General features: G+C 66.9%; 22 protein-coding genes. 4 read left to right on the top strand and 18 right to left on the bottom strand.

What is annotated here, in order from left to right:
• Nucleotides 1-5: 5 nt before the first annotated feature.
• Complete coding sequence (locus ACI6GS_RS15065; protein ID WP_439814274.1) at nt 6-1,106, top strand: NADH:flavin oxidoreductase; 1,101 nt, start codon at nt 6-8, stop codon at nt 1,104-1,106.
• A gap of 18 nt (nt 1,107-1,124) precedes the next feature.
• On the opposite strand, the gene ACI6GS_RS15060 is transcribed toward ACI6GS_RS15065, so the two are convergent.
• The 8 genes from ACI6GS_RS15060 to ACI6GS_RS15025 form a co-directional block, all read right to left on the bottom strand.
• The gene (locus tag ACI6GS_RS15060; RefSeq protein WP_439814273.1) at nt 1,125-1,496 is read right to left on the bottom strand and encodes a tRNA-binding protein; all 372 of its coding nucleotides are present in this window, start codon (nt 1,494-1,496) and stop codon (nt 1,125-1,127) included.
• A 38-nt stretch (nt 1,497-1,534) separates the two neighbouring features.
• A complete protein-coding gene (locus ACI6GS_RS15055) occupies nt 1,535-1,972 on the bottom strand; it encodes a phasin family protein (protein ID WP_439814272.1) in 438 nt (145 codons plus the stop codon).
• A gap of 221 nt (nt 1,973-2,193) precedes the next feature.
• Complete coding sequence (locus ACI6GS_RS15050; RefSeq protein WP_439814271.1) at nt 2,194-2,856, bottom strand: hypothetical protein; 663 nt, start codon at nt 2,854-2,856, stop codon at nt 2,194-2,196.
• Complete coding sequence (gene proC, locus ACI6GS_RS15045) at nt 2,853-3,605, bottom strand: pyrroline-5-carboxylate reductase (RefSeq protein WP_439814270.1); 753 nt, start codon at nt 3,603-3,605, stop codon at nt 2,853-2,855. Before proC ends, ACI6GS_RS15050 begins: the two co-directional genes overlap by 4 nt.
• Nucleotides 3,606-3,686: 81 nt before the next feature.
• A complete protein-coding gene (locus tag ACI6GS_RS15040; RefSeq protein WP_439814269.1) occupies nt 3,687-4,190 on the bottom strand; it encodes a YbjN domain-containing protein in 504 nt (167 codons plus the stop codon).
• A 162-nt stretch (nt 4,191-4,352) separates the two neighbouring features.
• The gene (locus tag ACI6GS_RS15035; protein ID WP_439814268.1) at nt 4,353-5,657 is read right to left on the bottom strand and encodes an ATP-binding protein; all 1,305 of its coding nucleotides are present in this window, start codon (nt 5,655-5,657) and stop codon (nt 4,353-4,355) included.
• Between the two features lie 93 nt (nt 5,658-5,750).
• The gene (locus ACI6GS_RS15030; RefSeq protein WP_439814267.1) at nt 5,751-6,473 is read right to left on the bottom strand and encodes a response regulator; all 723 of its coding nucleotides are present in this window, start codon (nt 6,471-6,473) and stop codon (nt 5,751-5,753) included.
• Nucleotides 6,473-6,967, bottom strand: a complete 495-nt coding sequence (locus ACI6GS_RS15025; RefSeq protein WP_439814266.1) for a MarR family winged helix-turn-helix transcriptional regulator — start codon at nt 6,965-6,967, stop codon at nt 6,473-6,475. Before ACI6GS_RS15025 ends, ACI6GS_RS15030 begins: the two co-directional genes overlap by 1 nt.
• A 153-nt stretch (nt 6,968-7,120) precedes the next feature.
• Between ACI6GS_RS15025 and ACI6GS_RS15020 the strand changes: the two genes are divergently transcribed.
• Nucleotides 7,121-8,008, top strand: a complete 888-nt coding sequence (locus ACI6GS_RS15020; RefSeq protein WP_439814265.1) for a branched-chain amino acid aminotransferase — start codon at nt 7,121-7,123, stop codon at nt 8,006-8,008.
• A 70-nt stretch (nt 8,009-8,078) separates the two neighbouring features.
• On the opposite strand, the gene ACI6GS_RS15015 is transcribed toward ACI6GS_RS15020, so the two are convergent.
• The 7 genes from ACI6GS_RS15015 to pgsA form a co-directional block, all read right to left on the bottom strand.
• A complete protein-coding gene (locus ACI6GS_RS15015; RefSeq protein ID WP_439814264.1) occupies nt 8,079-8,864 on the bottom strand; it encodes a gamma-glutamyl-gamma-aminobutyrate hydrolase family protein in 786 nt (261 codons plus the stop codon).
• 86 nt (nt 8,865-8,950) lie between these two features.
• On the bottom strand, nt 8,951-10,858 hold the full coding sequence (gene cysC / locus ACI6GS_RS15010; protein ID WP_439814263.1) for an adenylyl-sulfate kinase: 1,908 nt from the start codon (nt 10,856-10,858) through the stop codon (nt 8,951-8,953).
• Entirely contained in the window at nt 10,858-11,652 is a 795-nt protein-coding gene (gene cysD / locus ACI6GS_RS15005; protein WP_439814262.1) for a sulfate adenylyltransferase subunit CysD, read from the bottom strand. Before cysD ends, cysC begins: the two co-directional genes overlap by 1 nt.
• 131 nt (nt 11,653-11,783) lie before the next feature.
• Nucleotides 11,784-12,245, bottom strand: coding sequence for a molybdenum cofactor biosynthesis protein MoaE (locus ACI6GS_RS15000; RefSeq protein WP_439814261.1), 462 nt, complete (start codon nt 12,243-12,245; stop codon nt 11,784-11,786).
• A gap of 16 nt (nt 12,246-12,261) precedes the next feature.
• A complete protein-coding gene (gene moaD / locus ACI6GS_RS14995; protein WP_439814260.1) occupies nt 12,262-12,513 on the bottom strand; it encodes a molybdopterin converting factor subunit 1 in 252 nt (83 codons plus the stop codon).
• Nucleotides 12,510-13,022, bottom strand: coding sequence for a molybdopterin-guanine dinucleotide biosynthesis protein B (gene mobB / locus ACI6GS_RS14990; protein WP_439814259.1), 513 nt, complete (start codon nt 13,020-13,022; stop codon nt 12,510-12,512). The genes moaD and mobB overlap by 4 nt, the downstream gene beginning before the upstream one ends.
• Before the next feature lie 15 nt (nt 13,023-13,037).
• Entirely contained in the window at nt 13,038-13,649 is a 612-nt protein-coding gene (pgsA, locus tag ACI6GS_RS14985) for a CDP-diacylglycerol--glycerol-3-phosphate 3-phosphatidyltransferase (RefSeq protein ID WP_439814258.1), read from the bottom strand.
• 168 nt (nt 13,650-13,817) lie between these two features.
• Here pgsA and ACI6GS_RS14980 point away from each other — a divergent pair, with 168 nt between their 5' ends.
• Nucleotides 13,818-15,092, top strand: coding sequence for an LLM class flavin-dependent oxidoreductase (locus ACI6GS_RS14980; RefSeq protein WP_439814257.1), 1,275 nt, complete (start codon nt 13,818-13,820; stop codon nt 15,090-15,092).
• 64 nt (nt 15,093-15,156) lie between these two features.
• Here the strand turns inward: ACI6GS_RS14980 and ACI6GS_RS14975 are convergent, their stop codons facing one another.
• The 3 genes from ACI6GS_RS14975 to ACI6GS_RS14965 all read right to left on the bottom strand — a co-directional run bounded on the left by ACI6GS_RS14975 (nt 15,157) and on the right by ACI6GS_RS14965 (nt 16,839).
• Complete coding sequence (locus tag ACI6GS_RS14975) at nt 15,157-15,936, bottom strand: SDR family NAD(P)-dependent oxidoreductase (protein WP_439814256.1); 780 nt, start codon at nt 15,934-15,936, stop codon at nt 15,157-15,159.
• A 187-nt stretch (nt 15,937-16,123) separates the two neighbouring features.
• The gene (locus ACI6GS_RS14970) at nt 16,124-16,333 is read right to left on the bottom strand and encodes a dodecin (protein ID WP_439814255.1); all 210 of its coding nucleotides are present in this window, start codon (nt 16,331-16,333) and stop codon (nt 16,124-16,126) included.
• A gap of 74 nt (nt 16,334-16,407) precedes the next feature.
• Nucleotides 16,408-16,839, bottom strand: coding sequence for a hypothetical protein (locus ACI6GS_RS14965; RefSeq protein WP_439814254.1), 432 nt, complete (start codon nt 16,837-16,839; stop codon nt 16,408-16,410).
• A gap of 171 nt (nt 16,840-17,010) precedes the next feature.
• Between ACI6GS_RS14965 and ACI6GS_RS14960 the strand changes: the two genes are divergently transcribed.
• On the top strand, nt 17,011-18,156 hold the full coding sequence (locus ACI6GS_RS14960) for a GNAT family N-acetyltransferase/peptidase C39 family protein (RefSeq protein ID WP_439814253.1): 1,146 nt from the start codon (nt 17,011-17,013) through the stop codon (nt 18,154-18,156).

The following is an 18,156-nucleotide window of genomic DNA, read 5'->3' as shown; positions in this document are numbered from 1 at the left end:
ATGCGATGACGCTCAACACCTCTGCCCTGTTCCGTCCGTTCCAGCTGAAGCGCCTGACTCTGCCCAACCGCGTCGTCATGGCACCGATGACCCGGTCCAAATCCCCAGACGAGGTGGTGGGCGACAAGGTCGCGGCCTATTACCGCCGGCGGGCAGAGGGCGGCTGCGGTCTCATCATCACTGAAGGCACGACGGTCAACGACCCCGTTGCCAGCAATGACGGCGCTGTTCCCGCCTTCCATGGCAAGTCGCTGGACGGCTGGGCCCATGTCGTGGGCGAGGTGCACGCCGCCGGCGGCCTGATTGCCCCGCAGCTCTGGCACACCGGCATGATGCGCAAGCAGCAGGCCGGCCCACGGCCCGAACTGCCGAGCGTCGGCCCCTCCGGCCTGGTGAAGCCGGGCAAGCAGATCTATCCGCCCATGACCGACGCCCAGATCGCCACCGCGATCGAGGCCTTTGCCCAGGGGGCCGCCGATGCCGAACGCCTGGGCTTCGACGCGATCGAGCTGCACGGCGCGCATGGCTACCTGATCGACCAGTTCTTCTGGGACGGCACCAACCAGCGTGACGACCGCTTCGGCGGCAATCTGGCCGAGCGCACCCGCTTCGCGGCAGAGATCGTCAAGGCCGTGCGGGCCCGGGTCTCCCCCGACTATCCGGTGATCCTGCGCTTCTCGCAGTGGAAGCAGCAGGACTTCTCGGTCCGCCTTGCGCATAACCCGGATGAGCTGCTCAGCTTCCTGCAGCCGCTGGTGGATGCCGGCGTCGACTGCTTCCATTGCTCGACCCGCCGCTACTGGGAGCCGGAGTTCGAAGGCTCGGACCTCAACCTTGCCGGCTGGACCAAGAAGCTGACCGGCCTGCCCACGATCACCGTGGGCTCGGTCAGCCTGAATGTGGAGTTCGTGTCGACCATGCGCACGGGTGGCGCGGGTGCCGAGGGCATCGACGCCCTGCTGCGCCGGCTGGAAGCGGACGAATTCGACCTGGTCGCGGTGGGCCGCAGCCTGATCGTCAACCCCGACTGGGCGCTGAAGGTGAAGGCGGGCCGCATCGCCGACCTCGCCCCCTATTCGGTCGAAGCCCTGGCCGAACTGGTCTAAGGACCCGCGCGGCCGCCTTCAGAACAGGCGGCCGCCGTTCGGCACGGGCTGGGTTGGTCCGATCAGGACGACCTTGCCGGCCGCATCCGGAAAGCCAAGTGTCAACACTTCCGAGATGAAGGGTCCGATCTGACGCGGCTTGAAGTTGACTACCGCCGCGACCTGACGCCCCACCAGGTCCTCGATCGTGTAGTGCTCGGTGATCTGGGCCGATGACCTGCGCGTACCGATCGCAGGACCGAAGTCGATGAGGAGCTTGAAAGCCGGCTTGCGGGCCTGGGGAAATGCTTCCGCCTTAATGATCGTCCCCACGCGGATATCGAGAGCGGCGAACCCCTCGAAGCCGATGGTCGGCGCGAGGGGGCTTGGCGTCGGTGTCGGTTCGCTCACACGTGGGTCCGGCCAGGGTGCATCAGGTCGCGGATGCTTCAGGTCTTGGGGGCAAGGGAGCGCAGTTCTTCGATCCCCTCGGCGACCCGGCGGTTCAGGACCTCGAACACTTCCTGGTTGGCCTTCGTCGCCAACTCAGTCAGTTCCCGCATGTTGGCGACTGCGGATTCGAACGTCTGCTTCACGCGTTCGGTCTGATCGGCCGGCTGGTTCCCCTTGGCCATCAGATCGCGCGTCAGTTCCGAGAAATCGGTCAGCGTCGTACGAAAGATCTCAGCCTGGCGACGCGCGATCGTCTGGAAGCCTTCGGCCGCAAGCTTGTTCGCCTGGGTCAGCGCTTCCACGTTGCGGCGCTGCGACGCAACGAAGGCATCCATGTCGAGGCCCGGCATCTTGAAGCCGTCGCCACCCGGCATCTTGAATTCCTGCATCACCTTCGAGAAGTCAAAGAACGGGAAATCCAGCTTCGTGGCCATTCGACCGACTCCTCATGATGCGGGGTGGATGCAGCCGCCGATCCGGCCCGCTTCCGGACGGGGGGATGATGAGCCCTAGGCTTCGGCTGGGTCAAGGATCGCAACGGCCAACAGTTCCGCACCGCCACACAATATCGTGCCGATGCAACAATGCCGCACCGACGCCGCAAAGCCCTTGCCAAACAGGATTTTAGGCAATTGCGCGGGAGTTGCGTGAAACCTCATGCACCTGGCGCTTCGCCACGCGGTGCGCCCAGGAGGCGGTCGATCGCCACCAGCCGGCGGTCAAGCTCCGCCATGGTCCGCGAGGACTGATCGTCATCGTCGTACCAGACCCGCATGGCGCGCAGATAGGCCTGCCCAACCGCGCGGATCCTGAGGGCGCCGCGCAGGCCGGACCGGTCAAGCCCAGCCGCCTGGATCGCCCAGCCCATCGCACGCAGCAGGCCATGACGCATGACCAGCGCAAGACGCGGATCCCGCAACGCAGCACGTCCGATCTCGCGCGCGGCCGCCCGATGCGGCACCAGCACGTCGAGACGCCGCATCAGGATGTCGAACAGGCGTTCCCGATGCCCCTGCCCTTCAAGATCCGCCTCGTCGAATGCCAGCATCGCTCGATCGGTCGACCGCAGGAACGCGTCAACCAGGGCAGGCTTGTCCGCAAACCGCGGGTAGAGATCGGCGATTCCCATGGCAGCGCGACCGGCGACACCCAGAAGGGTCGTATCGCGCCACCCGCGCTCCGCAAGTTCCGAGAGGAACGCCGCCATGACGCGGGACTCGTCGTCAGGCAGACGCTGGGCTTGGTTCGGCGCCGCATGCAGTGCCTCCTCACGCGGCGTTGCGTCTGAAGCCCCATCCGGCGCGGCGCCGTTGCTCATGTCGCAAGCTCCCGGGATCGGGCGGTTGCCGCGGCGATCGCCTGCTCGAACAGTGGCCCAATGCCATCGGATGCCATGAGGACTGCAAGAGCGCGCTCGGTCGTTCCCTTGGGACTGGTCACGGATTTGCGCAAGGTGGCCGGGTCATCCGTGCTCTGTTCCAGCAGCGCGGCCGCACCAGTCACGGTCTGGCGCGCCAGTTGCATTGCCAAGGCACGCGGTATGCCAGCCTCGACCGCCGCATGTGCCAGGACTTCGGCGAGCAGAAAGACATAGGCCGGGCCACCACCCGAGACGGCCGTGACCGGGTCGATCAGGCCCTCGTCATCCAGCCAGGCAAAGTCGCCGGAAGCCGACAGGAGCACATCGGCCAGTGCGCGCTGGCCAGCCGTGGCATTGCCATTCGCCACAGCGGCCGTCATGCCGCGCCCGATCCTGGCCGGCAGGTTTGGCATCGCCCGGACGATCGCTACATCGTTGCCCAGGGCCCGCTCGAACGACGCGATCGTCCGCCCCGCAGCGATTGAAATGAAGACAGGCCGCGCCGCGGCCAATCCAACATAGGCAGGCAGCACGTCGTCCATGACCTGAGGCTTCACGGCCAGGATCACGGCGTCCGGTGGCGCTGCGGTCGTAAGGCCCGACGGATCGGCCAGATGGCGAACACCGGTGGGCAGCGTCTGGAGCCCGGGCTCCACGACCGTCACGTCGGCCGGTACCAGGCCGCGCGCCAGCCAGCCATCCAGCATCGCTCGGCCCATCTGCCCGCAGCCGACGAGCAGGACCCGCGTCCCCTTCAGGTTGGGCGAAGGCGTCTCTGACACGGTCGATCAGGCCTCGCCCACGGTTTCGAACAGGGCGGCAGCCAGGGCGTCCTTGGGGTTCTTCCCGCCCCACAGGACGAACTGGAAGGCAGTGTAGAACCGCTCGCACTCGCTGATCGCGACGTCGATCATCTCCTCGCACTGCTCGGGCCCGATGCCGTCCATCCCGGACAGCAGGCCGTAGCGGAACATGAGCACGCCTTCCTGCGCCCAGAGACAGAAATGGCCAAGCCAGAGCTGCTCGTTGATCAGGCCCAGCAGGCCATAGATGTCGTTGCGGCGGGGCTCCGCCACCTTGGTATCGAGCGCGCAGGAAAGCTGGAGCGCCTGATGATCGTCGCGCCAGGAAAAGTTCAGTTGGTACTCGCACCACGTGCCAGCAACACAGACGGACAGGTCCTCCTCGCTCGACCGGTCATAGGGCCAGTCGTGCGCGGCGACGATCTGCTCGATCATCTCGAGCGGATTGGCTGCGGACGGCGTCTCGGGACGTAGGGACAGGGAAGCCATGGGGCGTCGCTCCTGGCTGGCATCAATGGGAGGGTGGCAGCCGCGCGTCGGTGCGGCAATATGTTGCGGCTACGTGAAAGGTCGACCACCACATCGGGGAGCCTAGCGGGTCCCCTCGAGTCGACGCAACAATGCTGAGCGGCGCAGGCTGGTCACCAGTACCTACATGGGAAGGCGCAGGCGGACGCGCAACCCACCCATCGGGCTCGATTCCAGTTCCACTTCGCCGCCCTGGGCCCGCACCAGATCACGGGTGATCGCAAGGCCCAACCCGACGCCGCCGCCATGATCGAGATTGCGTGCCTCGTCCAGGCGGACAAAGGGACGGAACGCCGCTTCACGCTGGTCGGGGGGAATGCCGGGCCCATCATCGTCTACCAGGATCGTCACGGCGTGCCGCACCTGGAAGGCCGACAGCCGGACCCTGGTGCCATAGCGGAGGGCGTTGTTGACCAGGTTGACGAGCGCCCGCTTCAGCGCCTGCCTGCGCGTCGCAACCACCAGCCCGGGCGCGCAATCCACCGCCACGGGCCGGGCATCCTCCCGCAGCGCCGCATCGGCGGCTACCTCGTCCATGAGGTCCCTGAGGTCCACAGGGGACGGCGTTTCCCCATTTGCACCACGGGTAAAGGCGAGGAACTCCGCAACCATGTTCTCCATCTCGCGGACGTCGGCGGCCAGGCCGTTCACCTCCTCACTGGGCGGCAGCATGGCCAACTCCAACCGCATGCGGGTGAGTGGCGTGCGCAGGTCATGGCTGATGCCGGCCAGCATCTCCGTCCGCTGCCGGACATGCCGCTCGATCCGTTCGCGCATGGCAAGAAACTCGCTTGCGGCGAGGCGGACCTCATCGGCGCCTGTCGGCTTGAAGTCGATGGGTTGTCCCTTCCCGAACGCCGCGGCCGCCAGGGCAAGGCGCCGGATGGGACGAACCTGGTTACGCAGGAAGATTATGGCAACGCCGACGAACAGCAGGCTGGCGCCGACCATCCACAGGAAGAACAAGGTGGTCGTGTGCGAACTGACACGGCTCAGGGGCGCCAGGACCCGCATCACCGCACCGCCAAGCTGAAAGTGCATGTCGATGAAGCCGGGATAGCGCTCGGTATCCAGGGTAAAGGGCAGGCCGACATGCGCCGCCAGTTCCTGCCGCAAGACGCGGTCCAGAATTGGGTAGTCCGCCCGCGTGGTCGCGGGCAGCGGCTCGCCCGGGATCACCGCGACCTCGAACTGCATATGTCGGCGGGCCAAGTTGATGAGTTGGCCGTTCTCCGCACCCGGAGCCGTGCTGGCAAATTCCGCGAGGTAGGCGATGTCACCCGCGACGCCTCTGCACAGGCGGCGGGTCACCGTCTCCCAATGGCGTTCGACAAAGACATAGGCCAAGGTCGCCTGGCTGAGCAGCAGCGGCGCCACGATGATGATGAGTGTCCGCGCAAACAGGCTGCGTGGCAGGACCCGCTTCACCCATCGGGTGCGCAGGCGCCAGCGTGCTATGGCCCTCAGCCGGCGCTCACCCGCGACCAGGATGCCACCCTCTGCCGGAGCAGGCGTTGCCGTTCAGTCCGGCCACAGCACATAGCCCTTGCCCCGCACGGTCTGGAGCAGACGTGGTGCCCTGGGATCGTCGTCCAGCTTGCGCCGAAGGCGACTCATCTGGACGTCGATGGCACGGTCCGGAGCGGAGCCCGTGATGCGGCCCAGATCCTCCCGGCTGAAGGTGACGCCCGGCTGGGCCACGAAGATCCGCAGCAGGCTCAACTCGTTCGACGACAGATGCACGACCTGGGCGCCCTGCTTCAGCTCGCCGCGCCGCGTGTCCAGAAGCCAGGGGCCGATCTTGACCATCGGCGCCAGCGCCTCTGGCGTATTGGCGGCAACGCGCCGCAGGATGGTGCGGATGCGCAGGACCAGCTCCCGCGGCTCGAACGGCTTGGCCAGGTAGTCGTCGGCACCGGCCTCAAGGCCCTCGATCCGCGCCTCCGCCTCGCCCTTGGCCGTCAGCAGGAGCACAGGCGCCGACTTCTCGCCACGCAGGGATCGCGTCAGGTCCAGGCCCGACTCGCCCGGCATCATCACGTCGAGGACGACCAGGTCGAACTCGATGCTCTTCAGTTTCGCCCGTGCCTCGGCCGCGTTCTCGGCCACCGTGACCAGGAAACCGTTCTCGGTCAGGTAGCGGCGCAGCAAGGCGCGCAGGCGACTGTCGTCATCGACGACGAGCAGGTGGGGCCGCTCCTCCGGCTCCAGGTTCGCGGGGCTGTCGTGCGCCGGCTCGGACATCAGCTGCGCTCCACCAGGGCCATGATGTGATCGCGATCCTTCTCGTCGATCAGGCCCAGCAGCACCTTGCGGTATCCGGCGACCGCCTCGGCTCCGGCCTCGCGGTAGGCGCGCGTGACCCGGGCGCGTTGGGGGGCGGAGACTTCGCGCTCGAATGCCTCGCCCTGGTCGGTCAGGCGCAGCAGGCGGCGGCGGCGGTCGCCAGCGTCCGCCTCCTGCACGACGTAACCTTCGTCCACCAATTGGGCCAGGACACGCGACAGGCTCTGCTTGGTGATGCCCAGGATCGCCAGAAGTTCGGCGACCGAGATGCCGGGATGGCGCCCCAGGAAGTGCAGGACCCGGTGATGGGCCCGGCCAAACCCTTTCTGGGCCAGGATCTCATCCGGGTCTGCCGTGAAGTAGCGGTAGGCGAAGAACAGAAGCTCGATCCCCTGGCGCAAGTCCTCCTCGCGCAGGAACAGCGGGTTGGGTCGGGCAATCGTCTCGGACATGGCAACTCGCGGCGCGGCGCGTGAGCGGACCGGCGGTCGGGACTCACGGGCAAATTATGTCAGCCATATTGACATATCTCGGAGCGCGAGCCTAGTCTTTGCACAAAGCAAGGCGAACAGCCCCGGCAACGGCCGGCTTCCAGGATGCGGACAATGAGCGTTCTCCCCTTCGACGATCGCGATGGATTCATCTGGCTCAACGGCCAGCTCGTGCCGTGGCGGGACGCCAAGATCCACGTACTGACCCACGCCCTGCACTATGCCAGCTGCGTCTTCGAGGGCGAGCGCGTCTATGGCGGCAATGTCTTCAAGCTGACCGAGCATTCCGCCCGGCTGGAGAATTCGGCGAAGCTGCTTGGCTTCGACCTGCCCTTCTCCGTCGCCCAGATCGACCAGGCGACGCGCGAGACCTGTGCCGCGAACAAGATCGTGGACGGCTATGTGCGGCCTGTTGCCTGGCGCGGGAGCGAGATGATGGGTGTTGCCGCCCAGTCTGCGAAGATCAACGTGGCGATCGCCACCTGGGTCTGGCCCAGCTATTTCTCGCCCGAGGCCAAGCTGAAGGGTCTGCGCCTGATGATGGCGCCGTGGCGCCGCCCGGCTCCCGACACGGCCCCCACCGCCAGCAAGGCGGCCGGGCTCTACATGATCTGCACCCTGTCCAAGCACGAGGCGGAGGCCAAGGGCTTCGCCGACGCGATGATGCTCGACTATCGCGGCTATGTGGCGGAGGCGACGGGCGCCAACATCTTCTTCGTCAAGGACGGCGCGCTGCATACGCCCAAGCCGGACTGCTTCCTGGACGGCATCACCCGCCGCACCGTGATCGACCTGGCCCGCGCCCGCGGCATCCAGGTGATCGAGCGGCACATCCTGCCCGACGAGCTCGAGGGCTTCGAGCAGTGCTTCCTGACCGGCACCGCCGCCGAGGTGAGCCCGGTCGGCGAGATCGGCCCCTATCGCTTCGAGGTGGGCGCCATCACGCGCCAGCTGATGGACGACTTCGACCGCACCACCCACGGCCTCGCCCTGGCGGCTTGAGCGAACTGGGGAGCGCTACGTCGGCCGCTTGCCGGGCTTCCTTAACCGGCAAGCGGTCGACGTCCTGCACTCAGCGCACTGCTCGACCGGCGGTGACGGCCGCGCCGAACGCCTGGAACAGCGTCCGGTTGATCGGGTTGGTCTGGGGGTCGTATTCCGCGTGCCACTGGACGCCCAGGGCAAAGCCGGGCGCATCGGCGATGCGGATCGCCTCGACCGTCCCGTCTTCGGCCAGGCCCTCGACGATCACGCGGTCGCCCGCCACTTCCACCGCCTGGCCGTGCAGGGAATTGACGCGGATCACGTCGCGACCCAGCAAACGGGCAAAGGTCCCGCCGGGCGTCAGGCGCACGTCGTGCCTGTCGGCAAAGACGACCAGGGGATCGGGGTGGAAATCGCCGTCCTCCTGCCGCGGGGCGCGGTGATTCATGCGACCCGGCAGGTCCCGCACTTCCGGATGAAGCGTGCCACCGAAAGCCACATTCATTTCCTGCAGGCCGCGGCAGATGCCGAGCAGCGGTACGCCATGGTCCACACAGGCCCGTGACAGGGCTAGTGCCGTCTCGTCCCGCCGCAGGTCATAGGGCTCGTACCGCGCATCGGGTGCGGTGCCGTAGAATGTGGGGTGCACGTTGGCGCGCGCACCGGTCAACAGCACGCCGTCGACGATGTCGAGAAGAGCCCCGATGTCCGAAAGCTCCGGAATGCCCGGGATCATCAGCGGTTGGGCCCCCGCCACATCAGCCACCGCCCACAGGTTGGCTTCGCCGACGAGTTGCGTTGCGAAGCGGTCGTTGACCAGGAAGGTCGAGCCGATAACGCCAACGACCGGTTTGCGCGTGCCCCGTCCGCTCAATGCCTGCCCTCACCCACCATGGCGAAAGCCCATAGTGGGAGTGGAAAACTCCTGCGTCGACTACCCAGATGGCAGAGGACGCGGCATCAGATGCCGCCGCCCTCCGTGCTTGGTACCGCGAAGTGCCGATCGACATAGTCCAGGATCCGGAAGACGGACGCCTCGACCGACTGCTTGCCCGTCTCGACCACCAGTTCCGGGCTCTCCGGCGCCTCATAGGGTGCGGAGATTCCGGTGAAGTCCTTGATCTCGCCGGCGCGGGCCTTGGCATAAAGGCCCTTGGGGTCGCGCTTCTCACAGGTCTCGACGTCGGCCGCCACGTGGATCTCGTGGAAGGCGCGCGGCACTGCTGCCCGGGCTCGCTCGCGGTCCGAGCGATAGGGCGAGATGAACGCCGTGATGACGATCGTGCCGGCCGCCGCGAACAGCGCCGCCACCTCGCCCACCCGACGAATGTTTTCGGCCCGATCCTCGGGCGAGAAGCCCAGATTGGCGTTGAGGCCGGTGCGGATGTTGTCGCCGTCCAGGACGAAGACCTGATAGCCGCGCTCGAACAGGGCCCGCTCGACAGCGATGGCCAGGGTCGACTTGCCCGATCCCGACAGGCCGGTCAGCCACAGCACGCCACCGCGGTGCCCGTTGCGCCGCTCCCGAATCGCCGTCGTCACCACCGTCTCGACCGGGGTGATGTTCGTCGCATTGCGGGTGACGAGCTGGCGCTGGTCGGCATAGCCGTCCATCGAGATCAGGCCGCCGCCGGCAATCGCCCCCTTGTCCACCACGACGAAGCGGCCCGTCGCAGGGCTGCGGTCGTGCGGGTCGATGGCGACCAGCTTGCGCGTGCGGAAGATGACTTCCGCCACGGCATTGCGCTCGACCGACAGCGCCGCCTTCGAGTCGAGAGTCGTCGCGTCGATCACCCGCTCGATCGACTGGACCTCGGCCTCGGCCTCGGCATTGCCCAGCCGCAGCTTCCAGCGCGAGCCCTTGGTCAGCGGATTGTGCGCCAGCCAGAACAGGCGCGCGCGGAAGACATCGGTCTCCATCGGCGCATGGTCCAGGTGGCTGATCAGCTCGCCACGCTCGATGAAGATCTGCTCATCGAGCGTGATGCCGACGGACTGGCCCGCCAGCGCCACCAGCGGCTGCGGCCCGCCCCAATGCTCGATCGAGGCGATGCGGGCCGTCTTGTTCGAGGGCGAGAAGACGATCGTGTCGCCGACCGAAAGGCGGCCGCTGGCGATCTTCCCGGCGATGATCCGGCGTTCGTCGAACTTGTAGACATCCTGAACCGGCAGGCGCAACGGCCGGTCAGAGGGCATGGTGACGGCGGCAAAGCCGTCCAGTGCCTCGAATACGGTCGGCCCGTCATGGAAGCCGAAGCGGTCGGACCGCTGCACCACATTGTCGCCGTCGCGGGCAGAGATCGGCACGATGTGTGCCGGTTCGACGCCCAGGCCGGACAGGTAGGCGCGGATCTCCTCCGCCACCTCGACGAAGCGGGCGGCGGGATCGTCCACCAGGTCCATCTTGTTGACCGCCACCAGGATTTGGCGGATGCCCAGCAGGTGCAGCAAGTAGCCGTGCCGGCGCGACTGCTCCTTGACGCCTTCGTGCCCGTCGATCACCAGCAGCGCCGCATCCGCCGATGCAGCGCCGGTGATCATGTTCTTCAGGAATTCCTTGTGGCCGGGCGCGTCGATGATGACCAGGTCACGACCCGGCGTGCGCAGCCAGATCTGGCTGGAATCGATCGTGATGCCCTGGTCGCGCTCGGCCTGGAGCGCATCCATCAGGAAGGCCCATTCGAACGGCATGCCGCGCTTTGCCGACGTCGCGCGCAGCTCTTCCAGCTTCCCGTCGGGAAGGTTGTCGGTGTCGTGCAGCAGGCGGCCGACCAGAGTCGACTTGCCATGGTCGACGTGGCCGACAATGACGATGCGCAGCAGGCTGCGGGGAGTGGGCGCGCCGCCTTCGACCAGATCCTTGGGCATCACAGGTACCCCCCGGCGCGCATGCGTTCGAACGCATCCTCGGACTCATGGTCCATGGCGCGGCCGGCGCGCTCAGGCGCCCTGGTCGCGACCAGCTCGTCGATGATCTCTGGGATCGTCGCCGCATTCGAGTCGATGGGAAACGTGATCCCCTGCTCGCCCAGGCTGCGGAAGCGCTTGCCGTTCCTGGCGAAGTACAGTTCCGAGACGGGGATGTTCTCGCGCTCGATATAGCGCCACACGTCGACCTCGGTCCAATGCAGCAGCGGATGGATCCGCAGGTGCTGGCCAGGGCCGATGTCGGTCGTGAATTGGTCCCAGAATTCCGGTGGCTGGTCGCGCACATCCCAGTCGTTGTTCTCGCCCCGGGGCGAGAAGACACGCTCCTTGGCACGGGTCGCCTGCTCATCGCGGCGGATGCCGGCGATCACGCCCTTGAACTGGCGCGAGCGGACAAGTTCGGTGACGCCCAGGCCCTTGCGTTGCGCGAAGCGGGAGGCCGGCGGCAGGGACTGGTCCACCATCTCGATCGGCGGACAGTCGTCCGCGATCAGGTCCAGGCCCCATTCCTTGGCATAGCGGTCGCGGAAGGCATAGACCTCCGGGAATTCGGCGCCAGTGTCCAGGTGCGCGACCGGGTAGGGCACATGGCCGAAAAAGGCCTTGCGCGTCAGCCAGATCATGACGTTGGAGTCCTTGCCCAGCGACCAGAGCAGGACGATCGGCTTCACCTTCGCGAACGCCTCGCGGAGGATGTAGATGCTTTGCTGTTCAAGCGTATCGAGCGGCGACATGACCACGCGGGACCAGGACGGACAGGGTGCGGCTGTGTGAGCTCCCCCACGCCCAATGTCAACCAGCCTGTAGTTCGCTATATTCTACAGCGAAATTTCCAGAACGAGGTGAGGCAAAGAGTTTTCCACTGTCATTCGTGGGATTTGCGCCATCGTGCCGCAGCCGCGTCGTCGGCACTCCGCGCCTCGACCCAGCGGTCCCCCTCTGCCCCTTCCTCACGCTTCCAGAAGGGCGCCTGGGTCTTCAGGTAGTCGACCAGGAAGGCGGCGGCGTCGAACGCCGCCTGCCGGTGTGCAGACGCGGTGATGACCAGCACGATGCGGTCGCCTGCCTCCAGCCGGCCATGGCGGTGCACGATCAGCGAGGCGGTCAATGGCCAGCGCGCGTTCGCCTCGGCCTCGATCGCCGCCAGGCTACGCTCGGTCATGCCAGGATAGTGCTCAAGCGTCATGGCGCTGACGCCGCTGCCATCGCTCATGTCACGCACCAGGCCGACAAAGCTGACAACGGCGCCAATGTCGCGTCGCCCCTCGGTCAGGGCGGCCAGTTCCGCACCGGGGTCGAAATCATCCTGCTGAACCGCGACGCTCATCTGCGCCCTGCCCTTCTCAGCCGCCCGTGACGGGGGGGAAAATCGCCAGTTCGTCGTCTTGTGTTACGGGATGGTCCGCCTTCGCATGGTCCTGGTTCACGGCGAAGCGAACGGCCGTTGGATCGCCCAGAGCAGCTTCATAACCGCCGCCGCGGGCGCGCAGCGCGCCAACCACGTCCGCGACCGTCGCCTGGCCGGGTTGCAGGTCGTAGGATTCCTGCGCCATGCCGATCCGCTCGCGCACCCAGGCAAAATAGACAAGCTTCATGCGCCTGCTCCGCTCCCGACATGAGCGCAGACGAAGTCGGCTATGGCCGCCGTGTCGTCAAGGGGCAGAATGATCCGGCCCGCGTGGGCCACTTGGGCAGGCCAGTCGGTTGCGATCGCCAGAACGTCCGGATCGTCGTTCGCGAGCAGGGGCGAACCCAGACCGCCCCGGTGCACCTCCAGTTTCGGAATCGCCTCGCGCTTGAAGCCTTCGACCAGGACAAGGTCCACCGAGCTCAGCTTAGCCAGCAGCGCTTGCAGGCTCGGCTCCTCGGCACCGCGCAGTTCGTGCATCAGGGCCCAGCGTGTGCCGGACGCGACCAGCACCTCTGTCGCACCCGCTTCGCGATGGCGATGGCTGTCCTTGCCCGGCGTATCGACATCGAAGCGGTGATGGGCGTGCTTCAGCGTCGAAACACGCAGTCCCCGCGCGACGAGTTCAGGGATCAGGCGGACGACCAGATGGGTCTTGCCCGCCCCGCTCCATCCTGCGATTCCAAGGACCTTCACGCCTGCTCTTCCCGCTCAGGGCGCAGCGCGGCCCTGCTTGCCGGCAATAGGCTCTCCCAGGGGCTGGGCCTGCGGCCCCATCATGTGGCGAAGGCCAACGCGCAGGTAGTCGAAGCCCGTCACCAATGTCAAAGCCGCGGCCAACCACAGGAACAGCAGGCCGATCCACAGCACAACCTCGTCCCCCGGCAGCGAATCCGCAACCAGGAGCGACGTCAGCGCCATCATCTGTGCCGCCGTCTTCCACTTGGCAAGACGCGTCACGGGCAGGCCGACCTTGACCTCCGCAAGGAACTCGCGGAGGCCGGACACCAGGATTTCCCGGCACAGGATGACCAGGGCCGCCAGCACGTGGACGTGGACGATGACGCTGCTGGCGACCAGCATCAGGACGACCGCCGCCACCAGCAGCTTGTCCGCGATCGGGTCCAGGAAGCGGCCAAAGGGGGATTGCTGGTTCAACCGGCGGGCCCAGTATCCGTCCGCCCAGTCGGTGATCCCGGCTGCCACGAACAGGACGACCGCCAGCCAGTGGGATACCGGATCGTCGAAGAAGAACGTCGCAACGACCGCCGGGATCGCCGCGATCCGGGACATGGTGAGCAGGTTGGGGAGCGAGAACAGCATCGCCCGCCATCCTATGATTTCCCCGTCCGGTGGGAAAGCCGGGACCATGCGGCGCCCATAACCCTGACCATGCGGTCGACGATTGCGCTATATGGTCCTGGCACGGCAACGGCAAGCCGTGGACAGAACAGCGTCACGGCCAGCAGCCGTGCACCAGGAGGATCGCTGATGGGCAGGATGAAGTTCGGCGCGTTTTTGGCGCCCCACCATCCGGTGGGGGAGAACCCTACTCTGCAGTTCAAGCGCGACCTGCGCCTGGCCGCACACCTGGACGAGCTCGGCTATGATGAGTTCTGGGTTGGCGAGCATCATTCCTCCGGCTGGGAAATGATCGCCAGCCCCGAACTCTTCCTGGCCGCTGCAGGTGAGCGGACAAAGCGGATCCGCCTGGGCACCGGCGTCGTCTCCCTGCCCTACCACCACCCGTTCAACGTGGCGCAGCGCATCGTTCAGCTGGACCACATGACGGATGGCCGCGTGATCTTTGGCACCGGCCCAGGCGCCCTGCCTTCGGACGCGCGGACGTTCGGCATCGACCAGCTCCTGCTCCGCGACCGCCAGGACGAGGCGCTGGCCGTCATCATCCGCCTGCTCGAAGGCGGCGAGCGCTTCAGCTACGATGGCGAGTGGTTCAAGCTGAACGAAGCGCAGCTCCAGCTCCTGCCCGTTCAGGACAGGATCCCGATGGCCGCCGCCTCGTCGATCAGCCCGTCGGGCATGCAGTTGGCCGGCAAGTACGGCATGGGCGTGCTCTCGATCGCTTCGACGTCCGCCGCGGGGCTTCAGGCGCTGCCGACGCAATGGGCCTTTGCCGAGGAGGCCGCGGCAAAACATGGCCAGACGGTCGATCGCGCCAACTGGCGCGTGCTGATGTCGTGGCATCTGGCCGAGTCGAAGAAGCAGGCCCAGGCTGAAGCCGTCGACGGCCTGCAGCTCTGGCACAACGAATACAACGTGCGCGTCCTGGGCCGGCCCGGCGCCGAGGCCGTCGCCGACAAATGGGAACTGCTGGACCAGACGGCCGGCGGAAAGGTCGGCGCCGGCACCTCGGTCGTCGGCACCCCGGACGAACTGGTGGCCGCCATCCGGTCGCTGCAGGAGATCACCGGGGGCTTCGGCGTGGTGCTCGGCTTCGCCCATGACTGGGCGAACCCTGAGGCGACCTTGCGCTCGTGGGACCTGTTCGCCCGCTATGTCATGCCGGAGCTCAAGATGTCGACGCGCAACCAGCGCGCCTCGGCCGAATTCCTGGCGACGCACAAGGGCGAGCTGATGTCCGGCATGCAGGCGGCGATCATGGCAAAGGTCGTCGGCAATGCCCGGGCGGAGGAGGCGATGGCGATCACCGCCCAGCAGGCGACCGCCCCCCAGGGCGGCGGCTGGCGTCCCGGCGTAGGTATTGCCGGCCTGAAGGACAAGGAGACAGCCGACCCGGCGGAGTAGGCAACGGCGCGCGCCAACCCTGCCTGGACCAATGACGGGGTCCAGGCAGGGTTGGGCCGGCACCTCAGGCGTTGCGGATGGTCAGGCCACCATCGACGGGGATCGCCACACCCGTGATGTAGGACGAGGCCGGCAGGCACAGGCTGAAGGTGATGGCCGCCACTTCCTCCGGCTCGCCATAACGCTTCAGCGCAGTGCGCCGCTTGGCGAAGATCGTCTTGTGTTCGTCCTGGATGCTGGCGGTCATGCCGGTGTTGATCGGGCCGGGGCAGATGCAGTTGACGGTGATCCCCTCCGGCCCCAGGTCGACCGCCATCGCGCGGGTCAAGCCGATCACGCCTGTCTTGGCCGCGACATAGATCGTGTCATTGGGCGAGGCGCCCCAGCCCTCGGTCGACGCGATGTTGACGATGCGGGCGGCGTCCGACTTGCGCAGGTGGGGCAGTGCCGTCCGCACGATGCGCTGGTGCGCCGTGAGCAGGATGCTGACCGCCCAGTCCCAGGTCTGATCGTATTTCGGGTCTTCCATCTTCATCATGGCGGAGACGCCGCCATTGTTGACGATGATGTCCAGGCGACCGAAGGCGGCGGCGATCTCGCCAATCACCTGCTTGATCTGATCGAAGTTGGACACGTCCAGGACCCAGCCCGCGGCATCGCCGCCATCGGCCTTGATCTCCGCCACGACTCGGTCCACGCCTTCCTGCGTCACATCCGTGACGGCGACCTTGGCACCCTCCTGGGCGAAGACGTGGGCGGTCGCACGACCCATCCCACTGGCAGCACCCGTCACCAGGACGCCACGGCCCTTGACCGACCGGTCCAAACGCTGAATTGCACGCATGCTCGCCCCCTTTGTGGTGTTCCTCGGCGGGTTTGGCCAAAGCCATCGCGGCTTCTGACGGCCGCGGCGCGCACCATATCTTGGCTGTGCCCGCAAACACCAGACCAGGGGACGACGGTCGGTGCCATGGACAACAGGGCCAGGCCGGACTGCCAGTGGCAGCCGGCCCGGTCCTGGCGGGGACCTCTCAGTCGTCCAGGGTGAAGCCGACCTTCAGGGTCACCTGGAAATGGCCGATCTGGCCGTTCTCGACATGACCGCGGGTGTCGGTCACTTCGAACCAGCGGACATTGCGCAGCGTCGCGTTGGCACGGGTTACGGCGCCGCGGATCGCATCCTCGATGCTGTGCGCGGACGATCCCGCAATCTCGACGATCTTGTATACATTGTCGCTCAAGACGCTCTCCCGATTTCTTCTCTACAGCTTGGGCTGGTCACCCCCAGCCAGCGTCTGGCCGGGGGTGGGCCGGGTCAGTTCGTGGTGTTGCCCTCGACGTCGTCGATCGCGCGGCTGACCGCCGTGCCCGGCGGATTGCCCGGGGTGCCGTCAGACTGCGACGGGTACGCGCCGCTGGTGTTGGTGCCAGCCGCACGGTCCAGGGCACGCGTCGCCTCCGTCCCCGGCGGGTTGCCCGGCATGCCGTCCGACTGGGACGGATAGGCGCCGCTGGTGTTGGTGCCCGCGGCGCGGTCCAGCGCGCGGGTCGCCTCGGTCCCCGGGGGGTTGACGGCGGTGCCGTCCGACTGCGACGGGTATGCGCCAGAGATGTTGGTCTCGGCAGCGCGGTCGACCGCACGGGTCGTTTCGTTGTTGGCGATCGTGTCCTGCTCGGCACAAGCGGACACGGCAACCAGGCTCAGCGCAGCAGCAGCGATGGTCGACAGGACGGCGGTACGCGCCATGGCAGTTTCTCCTTTTGCCTCTTGGCCTTGCTGGCCTTTGTGGGGGTCGGCATGTGTTCTGGCGGGCAAAACGGCGAAGGCCTCATGGGGTTCCCACGGAAAATCGCGCAGCGACGCTGACAAGCGGCGCGCTGCCCGTCAGGCTGGGCCGATCGCTGTCGACAGTGCGCCATGAGCCAGACCACCATCCGCCCCGCCTGCCTGGACGACCTCGACCCCCTGCTCGCGCTGGAGGCTGAGTCCTTCGACGGCGACCGGATCACCGAACGGGCATTCCGGCACCTGCTGACCAAGGGCAACGCCGCGACCCTTGTCGCGACCGCTGACGAGAAGCCGGGACTGCAGGGCTATCTCACGCTGCTGTTCCATGGCGGCTCGGCCCTGGCGCGCGTGTATTCGATCGCGGTCAGCAGGGAGGCGCGCGGGAGCGGTGTCTCGGCTGCCCTCCTCACGGCAGCGGAGCAGGCAGCGATCGCGCGGGGGTGTGCCGCCATCCGGCTGGAGACGCGGATCGACAACCATCGCGCGCAGAAGGTCTTCGCCGCCGCCGGCTATCGCGCCTTCGGCCGCTATCCGGACTATTACGAGGACCATGCGGATGCGGTGCGCATGGAGAAGATCCTGCTCCCCGCCGTGGCCAATCCCGTCGACGTGCCATATTGGCGCCAAAGTTTCGATTTCACGTGCGGTCCCGCCTGCCTGATGATGGCGATGAAAGCGTGCGACCCTGCCCTGCCCCTGGACCTGTCCCTGGAACTGCGCCTGTGGCGGGAGGCAACGACGATCTTCATGACCTCGGGCCATGGCGGGTGTGGGCCCCATGGCCTGGCGCTGGCCGCCTGGCGGCGGGGCTTTGACGCGGAGATCTTCGTGAACGGGACAGAGACGCTGTTCATCGACAGCGTGCGCTCGCCCGAGCGCAAGCAGGCCATCCAGCTGGTGCAGCGCGAGTTCGAGGCAGAGATCGCGGCGACCGGAATTGCCAGCCACCAGGGTGCATTGGACCTGGGTACGCTGAAATCCCGCCTTGCCGCAGGCTCTGTCCCGCTCGTGCTGATCAGCCTCTATCGTCTGACGCGGGACCGCGAACCGCACTGGGTGGCGGTGACCGGCGCAGACGAGCGGTTCGTCACCATCAACGATCCCTGGATTGGTACCACCGGCGCCCCGCAGGAGGCCGCCATCAGCGCAATCGACATCCCCATATCCGTCGAGGAGTTCGCCCGCATGGCCCGATTCGGCCGCGGCCAGCAGAAAGCCGCCGTCGTCATCAGTCCCCGCCCTACCCCGCAGTCCGGGGCGAGGGCCACGCGCTGA

Origin of the sequence: Zavarzinia sp. CC-PAN008, assembly GCF_051903925.1 — a bacterium.
Taxonomy (GTDB): domain Bacteria; phylum Pseudomonadota; class Alphaproteobacteria; order Zavarziniales; family Zavarziniaceae.
This window is presented reverse-complemented; position numbering and strand designations above follow the sequence as displayed.